The organism is Peribacillus sp. Hz7, assembly GCF_042136355.1.
Classification (GTDB): Bacteria; Bacillota; Bacilli; order Bacillales; family DSM-1321; genus Peribacillus; species Peribacillus asahii_A.
Genome location: NZ_JBHHJV010000004.1, coordinates 163,980 through 179,601 on the forward strand (window position 1 = coordinate 163,980; position 15,622 = coordinate 179,601).

General features: G+C 38.3%; 14 protein-coding genes. 3 read left to right on the plus strand and 11 right to left on the minus strand.

Annotation, left to right across the window (positions count from 1 at the left end):
• Nucleotides 1-61: 61 nt before the first annotated feature.
• The 3 genes from ACE199_RS08325 to ACE199_RS08335 form a co-directional block, all read right to left on the minus strand.
• Nucleotides 62-1,324, minus strand: coding sequence for a M48 family metallopeptidase (locus ACE199_RS08325; RefSeq protein ID WP_375349338.1), 1,263 nt, complete (start codon nt 1,322-1,324; stop codon nt 62-64).
• Nucleotides 1,325-1,656: 332 nt separating this feature from the next.
• The gene (locus ACE199_RS08330; RefSeq protein WP_127759281.1) at nt 1,657-2,184 is read right to left on the minus strand and encodes an HD domain-containing protein; all 528 of its coding nucleotides are present in this window, start codon (nt 2,182-2,184) and stop codon (nt 1,657-1,659) included.
• Nucleotides 2,185-2,354: 170 nt separating this feature from the next.
• Nucleotides 2,355-3,902: a fatty acid--CoA ligase family protein gene (locus ACE199_RS08335; protein WP_375349339.1), complete on the minus strand. Its 1,548-nt coding sequence runs from the start codon at nt 3,900-3,902 to the stop codon at nt 2,355-2,357.
• Nucleotides 3,903-4,223: 321 nt separating this feature from the next.
• Here ACE199_RS08335 and ACE199_RS08340 point away from each other — a divergent pair, with 321 nt between their 5' ends.
• Nucleotides 4,224-5,435, plus strand: coding sequence for a CynX/NimT family MFS transporter (locus tag ACE199_RS08340; RefSeq protein WP_375349340.1), 1,212 nt, complete (start codon nt 4,224-4,226; stop codon nt 5,433-5,435).
• Between the two features lie 259 nt (nt 5,436-5,694).
• Here ACE199_RS08340 and ACE199_RS08345 read toward each other — a convergent pair whose 3' ends face one another.
• Genes ACE199_RS08345 through ACE199_RS08355 form a run of 3 tightly spaced genes read right to left on the minus strand, consistent with a single transcriptional unit; the run spans nt 5,695 to nt 7,984 of the window.
• Nucleotides 5,695-6,192: an SDR family NAD(P)-dependent oxidoreductase gene (locus ACE199_RS08345; protein ID WP_375349341.1), complete on the minus strand. Its 498-nt coding sequence runs from the start codon at nt 6,190-6,192 to the stop codon at nt 5,695-5,697.
• A 36-nt stretch (nt 6,193-6,228) separates the two neighbouring features.
• Complete coding sequence (lplA, locus tag ACE199_RS08350; protein WP_375349342.1) at nt 6,229-7,218, minus strand: lipoate--protein ligase; 990 nt, start codon at nt 7,216-7,218, stop codon at nt 6,229-6,231.
• A gap of 25 nt (nt 7,219-7,243) precedes the next feature.
• The gene (locus ACE199_RS08355) at nt 7,244-7,984 is read right to left on the minus strand and encodes an MBL fold metallo-hydrolase (protein WP_375349343.1); all 741 of its coding nucleotides are present in this window, start codon (nt 7,982-7,984) and stop codon (nt 7,244-7,246) included.
• A 308-nt stretch (nt 7,985-8,292) separates the two neighbouring features.
• Here ACE199_RS08355 and yhfH point away from each other — a divergent pair, with 308 nt between their 5' ends.
• On the plus strand, nt 8,293-8,421 hold the full coding sequence (gene yhfH / locus ACE199_RS08360) for a protein YhfH (RefSeq protein ID WP_127759275.1): 129 nt from the start codon (nt 8,293-8,295) through the stop codon (nt 8,419-8,421).
• A 291-nt stretch (nt 8,422-8,712) separates the two neighbouring features.
• On the opposite strand, the gene ACE199_RS08365 is transcribed toward yhfH, so the two are convergent.
• The 4 genes from ACE199_RS08365 to hemE all read right to left on the minus strand — a co-directional run bounded on the left by ACE199_RS08365 (nt 8,713) and on the right by hemE (nt 13,902).
• Nucleotides 8,713-10,920 (minus strand): YhgE/Pip family protein, encoded by a 2,208-nt coding sequence (locus tag ACE199_RS08365; RefSeq protein ID WP_375349344.1) that lies wholly within the window; start codon nt 10,918-10,920, stop codon nt 8,713-8,715.
• Nucleotides 10,921-10,990: 70 nt separating this feature from the next.
• Complete coding sequence (locus ACE199_RS08370) at nt 10,991-11,569, minus strand: TetR/AcrR family transcriptional regulator (RefSeq protein WP_127759273.1); 579 nt, start codon at nt 11,567-11,569, stop codon at nt 10,991-10,993.
• Nucleotides 11,570-11,891: 322 nt separating this feature from the next.
• Nucleotides 11,892-12,821 carry a ferrochelatase gene (hemH, locus tag ACE199_RS08375; protein WP_375349345.1) on the minus strand — a complete coding sequence of 310 codons (930 nt, stop codon included), beginning with the start codon at nt 12,819-12,821 and terminating at the stop codon, nt 11,892-11,894.
• A gap of 37 nt (nt 12,822-12,858) precedes the next feature.
• On the minus strand, nt 12,859-13,902 hold the full coding sequence (gene hemE, locus ACE199_RS08380; protein WP_375349346.1) for a uroporphyrinogen decarboxylase: 1,044 nt from the start codon (nt 13,900-13,902) through the stop codon (nt 12,859-12,861).
• Nucleotides 13,903-14,116: 214 nt separating this feature from the next.
• On the opposite strand from hemE, the gene ACE199_RS08385 reads away from it, so the two are divergent.
• Nucleotides 14,117-14,626, plus strand: a complete 510-nt coding sequence (locus ACE199_RS08385) for an antibiotic biosynthesis monooxygenase family protein (RefSeq protein WP_375349348.1) — start codon at nt 14,117-14,119, stop codon at nt 14,624-14,626.
• A 228-nt stretch (nt 14,627-14,854) separates the two neighbouring features.
• Here ACE199_RS08385 and ACE199_RS08390 read toward each other — a convergent pair whose 3' ends face one another.
• Nucleotides 14,855-15,559 carry an EcsC family protein gene (locus ACE199_RS08390; protein ID WP_375349349.1) on the minus strand — a complete coding sequence of 235 codons (705 nt, stop codon included), beginning with the start codon at nt 15,557-15,559 and terminating at the stop codon, nt 14,855-14,857.
• Nucleotides 15,560-15,622: the final 63 nt, after the last annotated feature.

Sequence of the window (15,622 nt, forward strand, 5' to 3'; positions counted from 1 at the left end):
TAAATATTTACACTTTTTAGATATTGAAACCGAAAAAGCCAGCTGCGTTAGCAGCCGACTCTTATTCATCCTTATCATACTTCTCAATAGTAGAAATTCGCTCAAGCATAGAAGGATGTGTATAACGAAGCCATTTAATCAGTAAAGGCGGATGGACTTGACTAAGTCCTGTACGTGTCAAGTCTTGAAAAGCATGAATAGCCGCTTCTTGATCTCCAGTCATTTCAATCGCATAGCGGTCCGCTCTTGTTTCCTGATAACGCGACACATAATTTGAAAGAGGATTAGAAGCGAATAGTAAGACACCAGTTAGTAATAGAAATAATGGCAGCGAGCTAATAGTGTCAACAGCAGAAATCTTTAATAGTTTTCCCCAGCGCTCCACAATGTAATTCATCAGTCGTGAAATGAGCCAAAGCCCCACAAACGTTAGAGCTAAATAGCCTGCAATTCCAATATAAATATGCTTCTCAACATAATGAGCCATTTCATGCGCCATAATAAATAAAATTTCATCTTCCTGTAATTTGTTTAACGTCGTATCCCACAGAACAATTCTTGAATTCGCCCCAACGCCTGTCACATAAGCATTTAAAGCATTCGTTTCCTCTGACTTGTTCACTTCATACACATGCTCTGCTGGGATATTCGCTCGATCAGCGAGCATTAAAATCTTTTCCTCTAATTGTTTATTTTTTAATGGATAAAAGTCATTATAAAGCGGATCAATCAAAACAGGTTGTACAAACATAAGTAAAAAGGAAAACGGAACCGAGAGAAGCCATGCGTATAACCACCATTTTTTGGAGCTTTTTTTCATTAACCAATATAATACGGAAACAATAAGAAACATGAGAGCAAAGTTAACCCAAAATCCAATAATCTCATCCTTCATCCAAGCACTAAAGGATTGCGTATTAATATTATACGCTCGACTAAATGTATAGCTAATATATTGTATAGGGAATACAGCGACATAAGTAAGCAACGATAACCAAAATAAATAAATTCCCGTTTGGGCAACTCTCCATTTAGACATCGACATCGACCATCTCTCAAATACCCTTGATACTCCACACAGCAAAATGAAAAAATAAATCAGCCATTCAAATGGAGTATTAACTAGAAAGATAAAGTTGCGAATGTTGGAATATTCCTCACTTAACACAAGCTCTCTTGCGTTTAAAAAGGTTTGCGGATCTGCCGCCGTACCTTTTAAAACTTGTGGAATCGATGTATCCGCAAACCAAAAAATGTAGCCATACATACAAGCCACATAGACTAAATAAATGATAATAGCATAGCCTGCCCATTTTCTAGCCATCGCCCTTCCCCCTTAGTTGAAAACTACCTCTAACTGCCTTCTAGCTAGACGCCCAGTTGCCCTTATACTTTCCACGTAAAAAACAATATATTTACTATATTGTAAGCAAAATTAGACAAGTTAGAACCTTTAACCTCTCAAGAAGATGGATAAACATTCTATTCAGTTTATCATCATGTTTCGTAAATGGATGTAACAGGACCATTAACTCTGGACGATTCGCCGCATTCATTTTTGGATAAACTAAAAGACGTGTGACAAGCAGGAGCAAAAAACCAACAGCGTCATATAATAAAGCCTGTACATAAAAAATAAGCTACCATCCTATTCGCCTAGGATGATAACTTATTGTTTGCTTCTTTATCAATCAATTGGTCTAAGCGGATAATCATATCTTTTGCTCGAAGTGAATCGATTGTACGATAATGATGTTTGCCGCCTTCTTCTTCGTCTTTCTCATCAGCCCATTTTACAATCTGTTGTAATGGGGTACGCATAATATCATTGGAAGGTAAAAATGAATCGGTGTGAAATAAAATAGCAAGGGAAATCGTTTTTGCTTTAATAGGATTTTCACCAAGTCGAATAAGAAGCTTGTGCGCTCTTTCGGCTCCTTTAATCGGGTGAATATCATTTTGACGATATAGGTCATAATCCCAATTTCCATTACGGTACCAAGTAAAGTGACCCATATCATGAAGAAACCCAGCTTTCGCAGCGATGTCCGGATCCACATTATGCTCCTTTGCTAAATGGAAAGCGTGGTAGGCAACAGCAATAGCATGTGCCATTCCAGAACGGTTCAAATACTTTTGTGTAATAGGATGTTCGTAAAGTTGCAATAAAGTAACTTCTCTCATCTAATCTACCTCCTACTACTAAATTTTTACTATCTTATCGCGGATTATCCAAGAAATCAAGTCCCTAATTTTTTACATTAGTTTATGATTTCACACATAAAAATGTTTGTACAAAAGAGACTATAGCGAAGAAAATCGCGATAATCTCTAAAGGAAAGGCAGCTATATGATTATTGTGTCATTTTAGTCTTTAATGCACGCCGTAAAATCTTGCCTGTTGTATTTTTGGGAAGCTCCTCTATAAATGTAATACAAGCTGGAACTTTGTATTTCGCTAAATGCTTAGCACAGTAAGCTTTTAATTCTTCCTCTGTTAAAGCTGGATCTTTTTTCACTACAAAACAATGAACCACTTCACCTTGATTAGAATTAGGCACGCCAATGGCAGCCGCTTCTATAACATCCGAGTGAGCGAATAACACTTCCTCTACTTCACGCGGATACACATTGTATCCCCCAACAATAATGAGTTCTTTCTTACGATCGACAATATAAAAATAGCCGTCCTCATCCATGCGCGCTAAATCACCGGTATATAGCCAGCCATCTTTCAATACAGCGTTTGATTCCTCTGGCATTTTATAATAGCCTTTCATCACATTTGGACCGCGGACAATCAATTCCCCGACTTGACCCACTGGTACTTCTTCTCCAAGTGCATTAACAATTTTGTTTTCAACATTCAGAATCGATGTGCCAATAGAGCCTGGTTTAGCCGGGCGATCTAATGGGTTGAAGCATGTTACTGGTGACGCCTCAGATAACCCATATCCTTCTGAAACCGTAACATGAAACTTCCGTTCGAATGATGTTAAAAGAGCCACCGGCATAGGAGAGCCACCTGAAATCCAACGTTTAACAGACTGTACATGAGCGGCCGTTCCTTCCGGGTACTGATACAAGAAATTATACATAGTTGGTACACCGGCAAAAACGGTTGCTTCATATTCCTGACTTAGTCTAAAAATTTCCTTTGGACTAAACTGAGGTACAATCAACAGCGTTCCTCCACTTATCAGCGGTGCATTTAAAGTGACGGTTAAACTAAAAACATGAAACATCGGCAGCGTTGTAATGACACGGTCGTTGGCACCTATTTTTAAATAGTCTGCAACATCTCGCGCGTTGGAATAAAGGTTCCGATGTGTCAGCATCGCCCCTTTCGGCTTTCCTGTCGTTCCTGACGTATACAAGATAAGAGCTGTCTCCTCTTCATCTGGCACAGGGCCCTGAAATTGCAAATCCCCAGAAGCAATAACCTCTGCAAACGATTTCATTTTTGAATAAATAGAAACTGGACTGTTACTTGACTGTTCGTTGCTTGAATCTGTTTCACAAATAATATATTGCTCAACAGTTGTTAGGAGCGGATCGATTTTCTCTAGCATCGGAATAAGAAGATCGAGGGCAATGACTGCCTTCACATCCCCATTATTGACAATGTAACTAATTTCATCTGGAGTATAAATTGGATTGATTGGAATAACTGTTGCACCTGCTCGCAATGCACCGTACATCCCAATAATAAAATGTGGAGAATTCCCTAAAAGCATAGCAACATGATCACCCTTTGAAACACCTAGCTTATGTAAACCATCTGCGAATTTGGTCACCGCAGCATCTAATTCACCGTACGAAGTAGATTGGTCTAAAAAATAATAAGCAGGTTTTTGTGCATTTTCTATGGCGGTTTTATGAAGCTGTTCAGATAAATTCATTCTTCTCCCTCCATTTAGACACAATGAATGAACAATCATTCACCAAATCTGTAAATTAATTACAATTTCATTATAATAAATGAATTTAATTCCAGCAATGTTTTTTATACAAGAAAAGTCAAATGAGTTTTATCACTAAAGTTAAGTTCGCTTTACATACTAGTATTATTGGCCAAATCTCACAGACCTTCTGCTTACCTGCGTTTCTTTTTTTCTAAATTCCACCAATCGATGAAGCAGATGCGAAATTCATTTTATCTCTACCTTAAATTACTGTAATATATTGTAGGAAGTTTGTTCATCTAGGAGGAGATTATTTTAATGGAATTACAAAAGGTACAAGAGGAACATGCTAATACGAACTCCTTTTATACTTTCTTGCTCATTGCTGGTATTGTGCTAGTAGCATTTAATTTGCGGCCAGCTATTACATCATTAGGACCATTAGTTGGGATGATTCAGGAAGATATTGGGTTAGCTCATTGGAGTGCAGGCTTATTAATGAGCTTGCCATTAATTGTTTTTGCCGTGATGTCACCCATCATTCCCAAAATAGCTGCTCGTTTAAGCAATGAAAGGACCTTACTATTAGGTTTGCTTTTTCTTTTAATCGGTATATGTATTCGATTCATTCCAATGGCGTTTTTTCTCTTTATCGGGACTCTATTTGTCGGTATGGGCATTGCCATTGGAAATGTTCTTTTGCCAGTGGTTGTAAAGGATAAATTTCCAACAAAATTCGGTCTAATGACAAGTGTTTATTCCACTTCAATGGGATTGATTGCATCGTTAGCATCGGGGGTGAGTGTTCCTTTAGCCACTGGGTTGAATTTAGGATGGCAAGGAGCCTTAATCGTATGGGGGATACCAGCATTGGTCGCTATCCTGATTTGGTTTTTTCTGCTCAAGTTTAATCGTAAAAATCATCAAGCAGTGAGGAATGTCCGTTCTAACTCTAATCGAATTTGGCGTTCGCCGCTTGCCTGGCAAATAGCTATTTTTATGGGGTTTCAATCCTTTTTATTTTATGTAACAGTTGCTTGGTTACCTGAAATATTACATAGTCATGGAATAACTATAGAGACAGCCGGCTGGTTACTTTCGTTTACTCAACTAATGGGATTGCCTGCTAGTTTCTTCGTCCCTGTTCTGGCAGCACGTTTCCGTTCTCAAGTATGGCTTGCCTTCATATTAGGTATGTTCCCGATTGTTGGCTATGGAGGATTACTGCTAGGTTCATCATATCCCGTTTTAATAGCAAGTATTATTTTAATTGGCATTGCATTAGGCGGGTGCTTCCCATTGGCTCTAAGCTACATAGGGCTTCGTACTCGGAATACAAGTCAGGCTGCAGAGTTATCTGCGATGGTACAATCAACAGGCTACCTGCTTGCGGCTGTAGGTCCTATGTTTATTGGATATTTGTATGATGTCACTCATGTGTGGACTGTTCCACTCATCACCCTAATCATTGTTTCTGTAGTAGTTATGACATTCGCTACGGCCTCTGGACGAAATCAGTATGTACAATAATTTTTATTTAGAGTGAGTAATTTGCATACGTATTCAAATTGAATGAAAAATAAATAACTCAATCTCACATTTCGCACTCCCTTGAAAATTTCAATTTCAATGTATTTTAATCTCTTGGTATCTATGAATCTCTTCCGTTTAGATGGATTATCCAATGTCTATCATTCATTGAAAAGCCCGTTATATCAAGGCTTAAAAATGCATCAGAAATTTTTCTTTAGGGTCCGAAATGTGAGGTAATACCAACATCATTAATTGTTTAATACATAACTACGCCAGAACTCACATTTACATCTTCTCCAGTGATTCCAATTGCCGCGTCGGTCGATAAAAATACGGCCGTCTTGGCAATTTCTTCTGGTTTGACAAAACGTTTTAATGGAGATGAACTTTTTAGTTCACGTTCCACTTTCTCTTTATCAATTCCTCTTACTTTTCCTTGGTTTGAAATAACACTATCAATTCGATCACCCTCGACAAATCCAGGACAAATTGCGTTAACGGTAATGTTATGTTCACCTAGTTCGGCTGCTAGTGTTCTTGTTAAACCTATAACTCCCATTTTAGCCGCACAATATCCTACTCGATATGGAAGAGCTCGCTTTCCTGAAACAGAAGATAAGTTAATGATACGACCTGATTGGTTTTCCATCATGTTTGGAACGACAGCTTTAATGCATAGGAATGTACTTGTTAAATTGTCATCTAGAACGGCTCGAAAATCTTCAACGTTATTTAACAGAACCTCTACACACAAAAATCCGCCCTAACTAAGCTAGAACGGATTTTCCAATTAAAAAATCAATTTCAATATATCTTCTTTTGTTACATTGCCAAAATAATGTTGTACATCAACCTCTTCTAATACCGCATCAATCGCTTGTTTTTCATAACGAACGCTCGTTAATTTTTGTTCAATGTCTGTTACTTCTCCTACACCAAAGAAATCACCATAAATTTTACAGTTTTCAATTATCCCTTTATTCACTTCTAGTCTTATATCAATCGAACCAACTGGAAAACGATGAGAATGTTGTAAATTAAACTTTGGAGATCGACCATAATTCCAATCCCATTGCTGATATCGTTTTTCCGAGATTTTATGAATCTCCTTCCAATCCTCTTCCGTTAACACGTATTCTGGAATTTCCTCAGTTCCTTCAAAAATATTTTTTAATAAGAAGCTGCGAAATTCTTCAATTGTCATTGGTTCTTTTAAGAAGTCTGCAATATTACCGACACGGCTTCTAATAGACTTAATGCCTTTGGATTCGATTTTATCTTTCTTTACCTTCAATGCCGATACGATATGCTCCATTTCAGAGTTAAACAATAACGTACCGTGACTGAACATCCGTCCTCTTGTCGCAAACATCGCATTGCCGGAAATCTTCTTCCCTTCCGCCATAATATCGTTACGCCCGCTTAGCTCGGCTTGAACGCCCAGCTTCCCAAGCGCTTTCACAACAGGTTCAGTGAATTTTTTAAAATTATGAAAGCTATCTCCATCATCTTTCGTAATAAAGCTAAAATTCAAGTTGCCTAAATCGTGATAAACAGCTCCACCACCGGAAAGACGACGAACAACCGTAATGCCCTGCTCATCTACATAGTCCTGATTAATCTCTTCAACCGTATTTTGATTTTTCCCGATAATAATTGCATTTTTATTAATATAAAATAATAAGTACGATTCATTAATATCTAAATGTTTTAACGCGTATTCCTCAATTGCCAAGTTAATTCTTGGGTCGGTAATTCCTTTGTTATCAATAAAAAGCATCCTTGCTCCTCCTTGTGTTCATTCGTCAAAGCTGAAACTCTAAGCAGCTTTTCGCCAGTGCAATTTCACGCATAAATACTTCACCGGCTTCTTTCTTTAACTGCTGGTGATCTCCGTAATGCGGTAAATGAGTTAAAATTAAGAGCTGTACATTCGCCTTCTCCGCAATCATTCCTGCTTCTCGCGCTGTCATATGCCCTGCTTTCGAAGCGTCTGTATTTGTATCGCTGTAAAAGTTACTCTCGCACAACAATACGTTAGCCTCGCTCGCAAATTCCGCCAATTCATCCATATATGTAGTGTCTCCCGTATATACGAGCGTATCTCCTCCTGCTTCAATTCTCATTGCAAAGCATGGAGCCGGGTGATTCGTTTTCATAAATTGAAACGTAAAGGGGCCGATTTGTACGGGCTTTTCAGTTGAATAAGCGATTCCCTTTGTAATGTTTTTATATGAAAGTTTATTAAATTCAATCTGATCTAAAGAATGTCCATAGATTGGAAGTGTTTTCTGCTTACTCCCCAGCATTTGTTGAATTAAAAGAGCATGCTGTAATACCCCAATATCCGCAACATGATCTGGGTGATAATGACTTAACACAACCGCATCTAATTCTTCTGGTTTCAAATGGTTTTGCAATTGAGCTAACACACCGCTGCCACAATCAAGCAATACGCGATAATCCTCATATTCCAATAAGTATCCTGAACTTGCTTCATTTTTCGCTGGGTATCCACCCCAAAAACCAATAACGGTAATCTTCATTCTTATTGTCACTCCTTTTATCGCTTCTGCATTTAGTCCATATCGAATGGACAATAAAGTGAAACTTCTATCAATGGAGGTACTTTTGACTGTTGATGATTTGAGCTGAAACTGCGGCTTCAGACGCAATGAGCTACCCATTATTTTATGAAAAAATATTGAGCAACGAAGCCTACCACAAATATAAACTATTTGCTTACGTTTTGCATCTTTTCAAGAATGTTATAAAACATGTATTGACATAATAAAACTGTTATAATACAATTGAGTCACAGATAACCGATAAGTTGAACAGGAGGATGGATTTCATGATTAAAAGTAGCGTTGAATTCTTCAAAAACCTACCACCGAAGCAATGCGTAGAATGTGGAAAAAAAATCGAAGAACAACATGAATGTTACGGAAACAAATGTGACCATTGCTTGTCTACAAAATAACTTTTTTAAAATTGGTTCCATCATCCACTTTTTTAAAGTAGATGCTTCTATATAAGGGCTAGTTCACCACTGGCCCTATCCCCAAATTGTAAGACGGTTCTTTTTAATGGGAATCGTTTTTTTTATTTATTGGCTTTACTACAAGGTGTATAAGGATCGGGTCTCACACGAGCAAGAGCCAAACATCGACATTGTTCTATAACAAAATAAGAGTCACCAAAAGACAACAAACAATCTTTTGGTGACTCTTATTATTTTCTATCTAATCTAAACGAGCTAGTTCCGCTCTTCTTATTCTTCTGCTAATTCATTCACACCGGAATATTTCTTTTTATGGCTAATCACAAAATACAACAATGTCAACACCATAAAGCTTATCATAAAGCCGATAAGCACATATCCATTTTGCCACATTAAACTAAAGTTCCCACTAGAAATGACTTCTTTATAGCCTCGAACGGTATATGCCATTGGCAGCAAGCCATTGAAATCTTGTAGTGGCTGCGGAACTAATTCAATTGGGAATGTTCCCGCACTTGTTGTTAATTGTAAAATTAAGATAAGAATCGCTATAAAACGGCCTGGGTCTCCTAATGTTGTCACTAATAATTGAACCAATGTAATAAAGACTAAGCTTGTTAAAATAGAATATAGAATAAATAATGGTACACTTTGAACATCCATATCTAATACCCATAATGTGACTCCTGAAGCGATTAAAGCTTGGATTGTTCCAATAACCGTGATAACACCTAGTTTACTAGTAAACCAGCTAAACCCGCTGCGCGGAATATCAACCGGATCTTTATACGGAAATACAATAGAAAGTATTAGCGCTCCAACAAACAATCCTAACGATAAGAAATAAGGAGCAATACCTGTTCCGTAGTTTGGAACTTTATTTATGCTTTCTTTTTCAACGGTTACTGGCTCTGCGACCATATTATACGTTTTGTCGTTTGCCTGAATCTCGGATGCCTCTGTTGCTGCTTCATTGATTTCATCTTTAAATTCTGTAGAACCTTCTGCTAACTTATTAGTTCCATTCACGATTTGACTAGAGCCTTCTACTAGTTGACTAGACCCATCTGCTAATGCTGTTGAACCTGTTTGTAACTGATTGACCCCATCAACAAGTGTTGTCGAACCTTTAGCAAGATTTTGACTGCCGGCCGATGCTTCAGACAGCTTCTCACCAAACGTCACTAAGCCCACCCGTAATTGAGTTTGCCCTTCTGTTAATTGAGCGGCACCGTTTTTCAACTGCTCTGTCCCGTCGCTCAGTTCAGAAATCCCTGTTTGAAGTGCTTTTTGTCCGTTATTTAGTGTTGCGATTTTCTCAGATAACGTGGATGCTCCCGACTCTATTTGGCCTGCAGAGCTTGCTAATGTTTCATTGCCTTCTCCAAGTTTTGTTGCTCCTGCTGACAACTGTGCTAGTGCTTGCTTCAAGGCAGCCTGTTGTTCTTCAGGCAACGCGGGCATAACAGGCTCTAATTGTGATTGCAGTGCAGCAACTCCCTCTTCTAATTCCTTTGCCCCTTGAGCCGCACTGTTCGCTCCTGTTTGAAATTTTTGTAACGAACCCTCCAATTGCTCGCTGCCCTGATGAATTTGAGCCGTTCCTGATACAACTTCATTCATTTTCTCTTCAACTGTACCTATGCCAGTATGAGCTTGGTCAATTCCAGCTTGAAGGCTTCCTGCTCCCTCTTCTGCTTTTTGAGCTCCTTCAATCAACTGATTTTGAGCATTGGCTAACTGACCTAAACCATCTGCAAGTGTTGCTGCTCCTTTTTGCAGCTCAACAGTCCCATCATGTACTTTTTTCGTACCGCCTGTAAACTCGACCTGCTTTTCAGCTAATAAGGTTAATTTCTCTTCTAGTGTTTTCGCTCCTTCATCAAGATCCATAATGCCATCTTTCAATTTTCCAGCTGCTTCGTCTGTAGACTCATATCCATCGGCCAGTTTCGTCATAATATCAAACATCGTTTCGGCATAAGTCTCTGTTACTTTTTCTGATAGCGCCTTTTGAATTTTAGCAACCGCTGTCTCGCCAATTTGAGCTGATAAAAAGTTAAAGCTCTCATTCGGCACGTACTTTAACTGTAACTTTTGCGGATCTTCATCCATCAATGTTGTTGCATTTTCTGAAAAGTTCTCGGGAATTTCGACTAATAAGTAATATTTTTGATTCTCTAAGTTTCGATAACCGGTTTCTCGATTCACAAACTGAAAATCAAAATCTTTGCTTTCCTTTAACTTATCAACAAATTCATCTCCAAGCTGTAACTTTTCTCCTTCCATTTCAGCCCCTTTATCGTTATTCACAATCGCCACAGGTAAATCTTCTAAATGGCTGTATGGATCCCAAAAGGCCCATAAAAACGTCCCGCTATATAAAATTGGAATAAACAAAATAGCAATAATCGAGACGAGCATTTTTTTATTTTTAAACAGTTCGACTACTTGCTGTTTTAATAAACTCGGTTTCAAAGTATTCCCTCCTAAACACGATTGACCATTTTGTTCAATCGGTCATAATGTTGCAAAAAAATATGGATTATCATGGAGCAATCGACAATCCAGTAAATAAATATAACTCAAATAGTTCAGCTATTTCTTTTTTTTCAAGAGGCTTATGATTTCGTTCCCAATCAGAAATGAACGCTAAATATAGCTTGAACATTAAAAAAGCGGTGATTTCAGGGTCACATGGGCGTATATACGCTTTCTCTATCGCTATCGAAATTTTTTCCTTCAAATACGAAACGATAGCAAGCTCCACCTCATTGAGCATCTCTTGAACAGCTGGTGTTCCCATTTCCTTTTCTTCTTGAACTAATTTAAGCGATAATTGATGCTCTTTTCTAAATTCAAGAATGCGATATACAGCTCGATGTAAATTCTCTTTGAAGCTTAATTCAGGCTGGATGGCTTGGTCCGCCTCCTGCTTCATTTCCTCAATCATCTGCAGTACAATCTCTTTAAATAACTGCTCTTTATTCGCATAAAAAGTATAAATCGTCCCTTTTCCAACATTCGCAATTTTCGCCACTTGATCCATTGTAGTCGCCTTATATCCAAACAACGAAAAAGACTTCGTAGCCGCTTCTAAAATGAGTTGTTTACGATCAATAGACATATCTCACCTCTCACTGACCATTTTTCAAAATTGGTCATTCGGTTCTTTATGATAGTAACAAATTTTATTTTTCATAGCAAGCACTTTTCAAAAGACTTGATAAAGTACTACTGATTTTTGGCTCATTTAATTCAGCGGAGCTGAAAGGCGTGTGAGACCGCGGTCTCACACGAAATGAGCCAAAAATCGTTTGCAATCTTCTCTAACATCAACACCCTAAAAAAGCACAAGACGCTAAAACCAGACAACAAAAACACATCAAAGACTTTATCCTCAAAAAAAGAATGACCATCCCACAATATATTGGACAGTCATTCCTTTTTTATCCTTGTAATTTATTTAACACAATGGTTGCTAAAGCATCAATAAACACTGGCTGTACATCCGGCATAGCAGGTCTATAATAGCTCGCCCCAATTTCATCCGTTACGACTTTACATTCATAATCATTATCATAGAGAACTTCTAAATGCGTCGATACAAATCCAACTGGGATATAGATAAACGCTTTATATCCTTTTTCCTCATATAAATCTCTCGTTAAATCTTGAACATCCGGGCCAAGCCAAGGTTCCGGTGTTTGTCCAGCGCTTTGCCAGCCGACTGCATAATTTGAAACGCCTGCACCGTCAGCAATCAGTTGAGCGGTTTCTTCTAGCTGCTTTGGATACGGGTCTCCCAATTGTATAATCTTTTCTGGTAAGCTATGAGCAGAAACAATTAATGCATAATTGTCACGTTCTTCTGCTGTCATGCGATTAATGACATCGTTTAGCTCATCCACCCAAAACTGAATAAATTTCGGCTCGTCATACCAGCTTTCAACAGAAGTAATTTTTAGACCGTACTTTGCTGCTTCATCTTGAGCACGTCCATTATAAGATTTGACACTAAACGTTGAAAAATGCGGTGCTAATACAATACTTACGGCTTCTGTAATTCCATCATCCGCCATTTGTTTCACTGCGTCTTCAACAAACGGCTCGATATGTTTCAAGCCTAAATACGCTTTAAATTCAATCTCCTCTTGAATCTCATTTAAGCGTTTTTCAAGCCCTTCTGCCTGCCCTTCTGTAATACGTGCAAGCGGAGACAAACCGCCAATCGCTTTATATCTTCCTTTTAAATCTTCCAGTAATTCATCCGATGGTCTTCTGCCATGTCTAATATGTGTATAATATCTTTCAATATCCTCTTCTTTATTCGGTGTTCCATAGGCCATAACTAAAAGCCCCATTTTCTTCCTTGCCACACATGTCACCTCTTTAGCTTCATCTACATTCCATTATTTATTTTTGACTAGCAGAATATTCATGGATAAAATTCGTTAATCGTTTTAAAACATCCGGATTCACAGAAGGGAACACACCGTGTCCAAGATTAAAGATGTATCCGTCTTGTGCCATACCTTCATCAAGGATTGCTTTTGCCCGCTCCTCAATGACTTCCCAAGGAGCTAGTAGAATAGCTGGATCTAGGTTTCCTTGTACGGTTTTGTTTATCCCCATGTTTCTTGCTTGCGAGATTGGTAAACGCCAATCTAAGCCGACTACATCAAGAGGTAAATCGTTCCACTCTAGTGCTAGATGACTCGCACCGACTCCAAACATAATTAACGGGACATTTTCTTCTCGTAAAGAGGAGAAAATTCGCTCCATCACAGGTTTAATAAATACGCGGTAATCCGCTACATTTAATGCCCCTACCCAAGAGTCAAAAATTTGCACAGCTTTTGCGCCTGCTTGAATTTGAGCCTTCACATATACGATAATCGTATCAGCTAATTTATCCATCAATGCGAACCAAGCTTTAGGTTCTGCATACATAAACGCTTTTGTTTTATTGTAGTTTTTCGATGGGCCGCCTTCAATCATGTAAGAAGCAATCGTAAAAGGAGCACCAGAGAAACCGATTAACGGAACGGATAACTGCTCCGTTGTTAATAGTTTAATCGTATCTAAAACATAAGGAACATCTTGCTCAGGATGCAATTCGCCTAATCTTTCTACATCTTGCAGTGAACGAATCGGATTTTCAATGACAGGGCCGATTCCCGCTTTTATATCTACATCTACACCGATTGCTGGAAGCGGTGTCATAATATCTTTATAAAGAATCGCCGCATCTACACCATACTGTTCAACTGGTAATCTAGTTACATAAGCTGCTAGTTCCGGCTGATGCGTAATTTCAAATAGAGAGTATTTCTCTTTTATTTTTCGATATTCAGGCTGCGAACGACCTGCTTGACGCATATACCAAACCGGTACATGATCTGTCTTTTCCCCGCGTGCCGCTCTTAAAAATGTATCATTCGTAATTTCCTTAGACATTCAAATCCACCTTTCAAGCATGTCAAAGTATTTATATTTTTTATAGTCACCTACATAGAATATCAGATGAAAAGAGAATTTCAAATCGTAACACATTGAGGCTAGACATTTCATAAAGATAAATATAGACAACTTGTGAACATCCTGAAATGCTTTCATTATTATGGAATTTCTTGATAATATATAGCAAAGAATAATGACTTGAGGTGAATGTATGAATATATATATGACAACTGGAACGTATGATTTTTTAAAGATGAAAAAGAACAAACATCCAAATGAAAAAATCTTTTTAATGCAAAATCCTCAGAATACTTTGCTATTGCATGAAACATCCGGCAAAACGGTTTTTGCATCACCGCGCCGCTATGAGGTCGTGGAAGGAAAAGGGGAATTACAGGACCGAGGTTTTGTTGTCATGAATAATATTCCTGTTACCGAAGAAGGGCGGCCGAACTTAGAATATCAGTTTAAAAACCGAGCAGGCTTAATTGAGAAAGAACCAGGCTTTATGGCTATGCGAGTTTTACGTCCTATTAAATCAGATACGTATGTCATTTTAACAGTATGGGAAAAGGAAAGCGATTTCGATAAGTGGACACGTTCTCAGTCCTTTAAAGAAGCACATAATATCGAAAAACCAAAACCAACTTCTACTGGGCACCTCTTTTCTGGCGCACCGTACATTACAAAGTATTCCATGGTTTCAAAAGATAAAGAATAAAGTAAAACTTCCATCTAAATAAAGGTATTTACAGATTGGACACGACTAATCTATAAATACCTTATTTTTTAAATAGAGCAAAAAATAATATCGTATTCTACACTTGAACTTGTTCATCAAGTTCAATAAAATAGTGATCCTTCCGATAGGACACTGCCTCCATGGTTGCTATCAGATTTTCCTCATGTAAGATGTCGATTCGGTAGAACCCTGTACGATAGTTTCGTTTTACCTTTCTTGAGCAATCAATCGAATACGATAGCAATTCATCGCCGTTTCCCCTAACTGGTCAATGAGTTGACGATTCGCATATGCTCCTACTACCGCTCCGATTCCTGGAATGAGCTGAAACATCTTCACTAAATCAATATGATCCCGATATTCCTGCTGCAGCACTTGCCAATCAATATCGGTTGCTTCGCCCCATCGCTCAATAACCTGCAGCGTTTCGACTCTTTTTTCATCGCTGCAAAAAGCAAGCTGAAATACATATAAAATAAATAACCGTTCTTCATATTGTTTCGCATCAAAACCGTATAAACAAGCGATTTCAAATAATAATTTCATTTTAATACTGAGCAGCAAAGGGAAATCGGCTAAGCCTAGGAACAAACCGCCAGCTCCCGTTCCAGCCCCCTCTACTACCGCTGTTTTCCGGTACGTCGAAATCGTCTCCTTCACCCATTCTTCTTTTTGTTGCAGAGACAACAGGTCTACCTGTTTCTCTTTTGAAATATAAGAAGAGCCTGATAGCACCCCTTCAACAAGTCCTTTGATACTTTCCGTTATAGCTCGATGTACTTTTTCGGGGATATATTGATTAATTTTTCCTTGTGTTTTTTTCGAAATGCGTTCAAATGTACTCGGCTTATGAAACATTTTCTTTTTCCAAGCGATTACTTCTTGCCAGACTTCTTGCTCATAGCGTTCCATTGTTACTCCCTCCGTTCATTCCCGCTTTAAATTTGCAGAGTTAAAAAAAGCCCTCGCCTGGCA

Excerpts from the sequence above, each read along its gene's own strand:
- ACE199_RS08340 (WP_375349340.1), top strand. The coding sequence starts at position 4,224 with ATGGAATTACAAAAGGTACAAGAGGAACATGCTAATACGAACTCCTTT.
- lplA (WP_375349342.1), bottom strand. The coding sequence starts at position 7,218 with ATGCTTTTTATTGATAACAAAGGAATTACCGACCCAAGAATTAACTTG.
- ACE199_RS08335 (WP_375349339.1), bottom strand. The coding sequence starts at position 3,902 with ATGAATTTATCTGAACAGCTTCATAAAACCGCCATAGAAAATGCACAA.
- ACE199_RS08385 (WP_375349348.1), top strand. The coding sequence starts at position 14,117 with ATGAATATATATATGACAACTGGAACGTATGATTTTTTAAAGATGAAA.
- ACE199_RS08370 (WP_127759273.1), bottom strand. The coding sequence starts at position 11,569 with ATGTCTATTGATCGTAAACAACTCATTTTAGAAGCGGCTACGAAGTCT.
- ACE199_RS08325 (WP_375349338.1), bottom strand. The coding sequence starts at position 1,324 with ATGGCTAGAAAATGGGCAGGCTATGCTATTATCATTTATTTAGTCTAT.
- hemE (WP_375349346.1), bottom strand. The coding sequence starts at position 13,902 with ATGTCTAAGGAAATTACGAATGATACATTTTTAAGAGCGGCACGCGGG.
- ACE199_RS08355 (WP_375349343.1), bottom strand. The coding sequence starts at position 7,984 with ATGAAGATTACCGTTATTGGTTTTTGGGGTGGATACCCAGCGAAAAAT.
- yhfH (WP_127759275.1), top strand. The coding sequence starts at position 8,293 with ATGATTAAAAGTAGCGTTGAATTCTTCAAAAACCTACCACCGAAGCAA.
- ACE199_RS08330 (WP_127759281.1), bottom strand. The coding sequence starts at position 2,184 with ATGAGAGAAGTTACTTTATTGCAACTTTACGAACATCCTATTACACAA.
- ACE199_RS08390 (WP_375349349.1), bottom strand. The coding sequence starts at position 15,559 with ATGGAACGCTATGAGCAAGAAGTCTGGCAAGAAGTAATCGCTTGGAAA.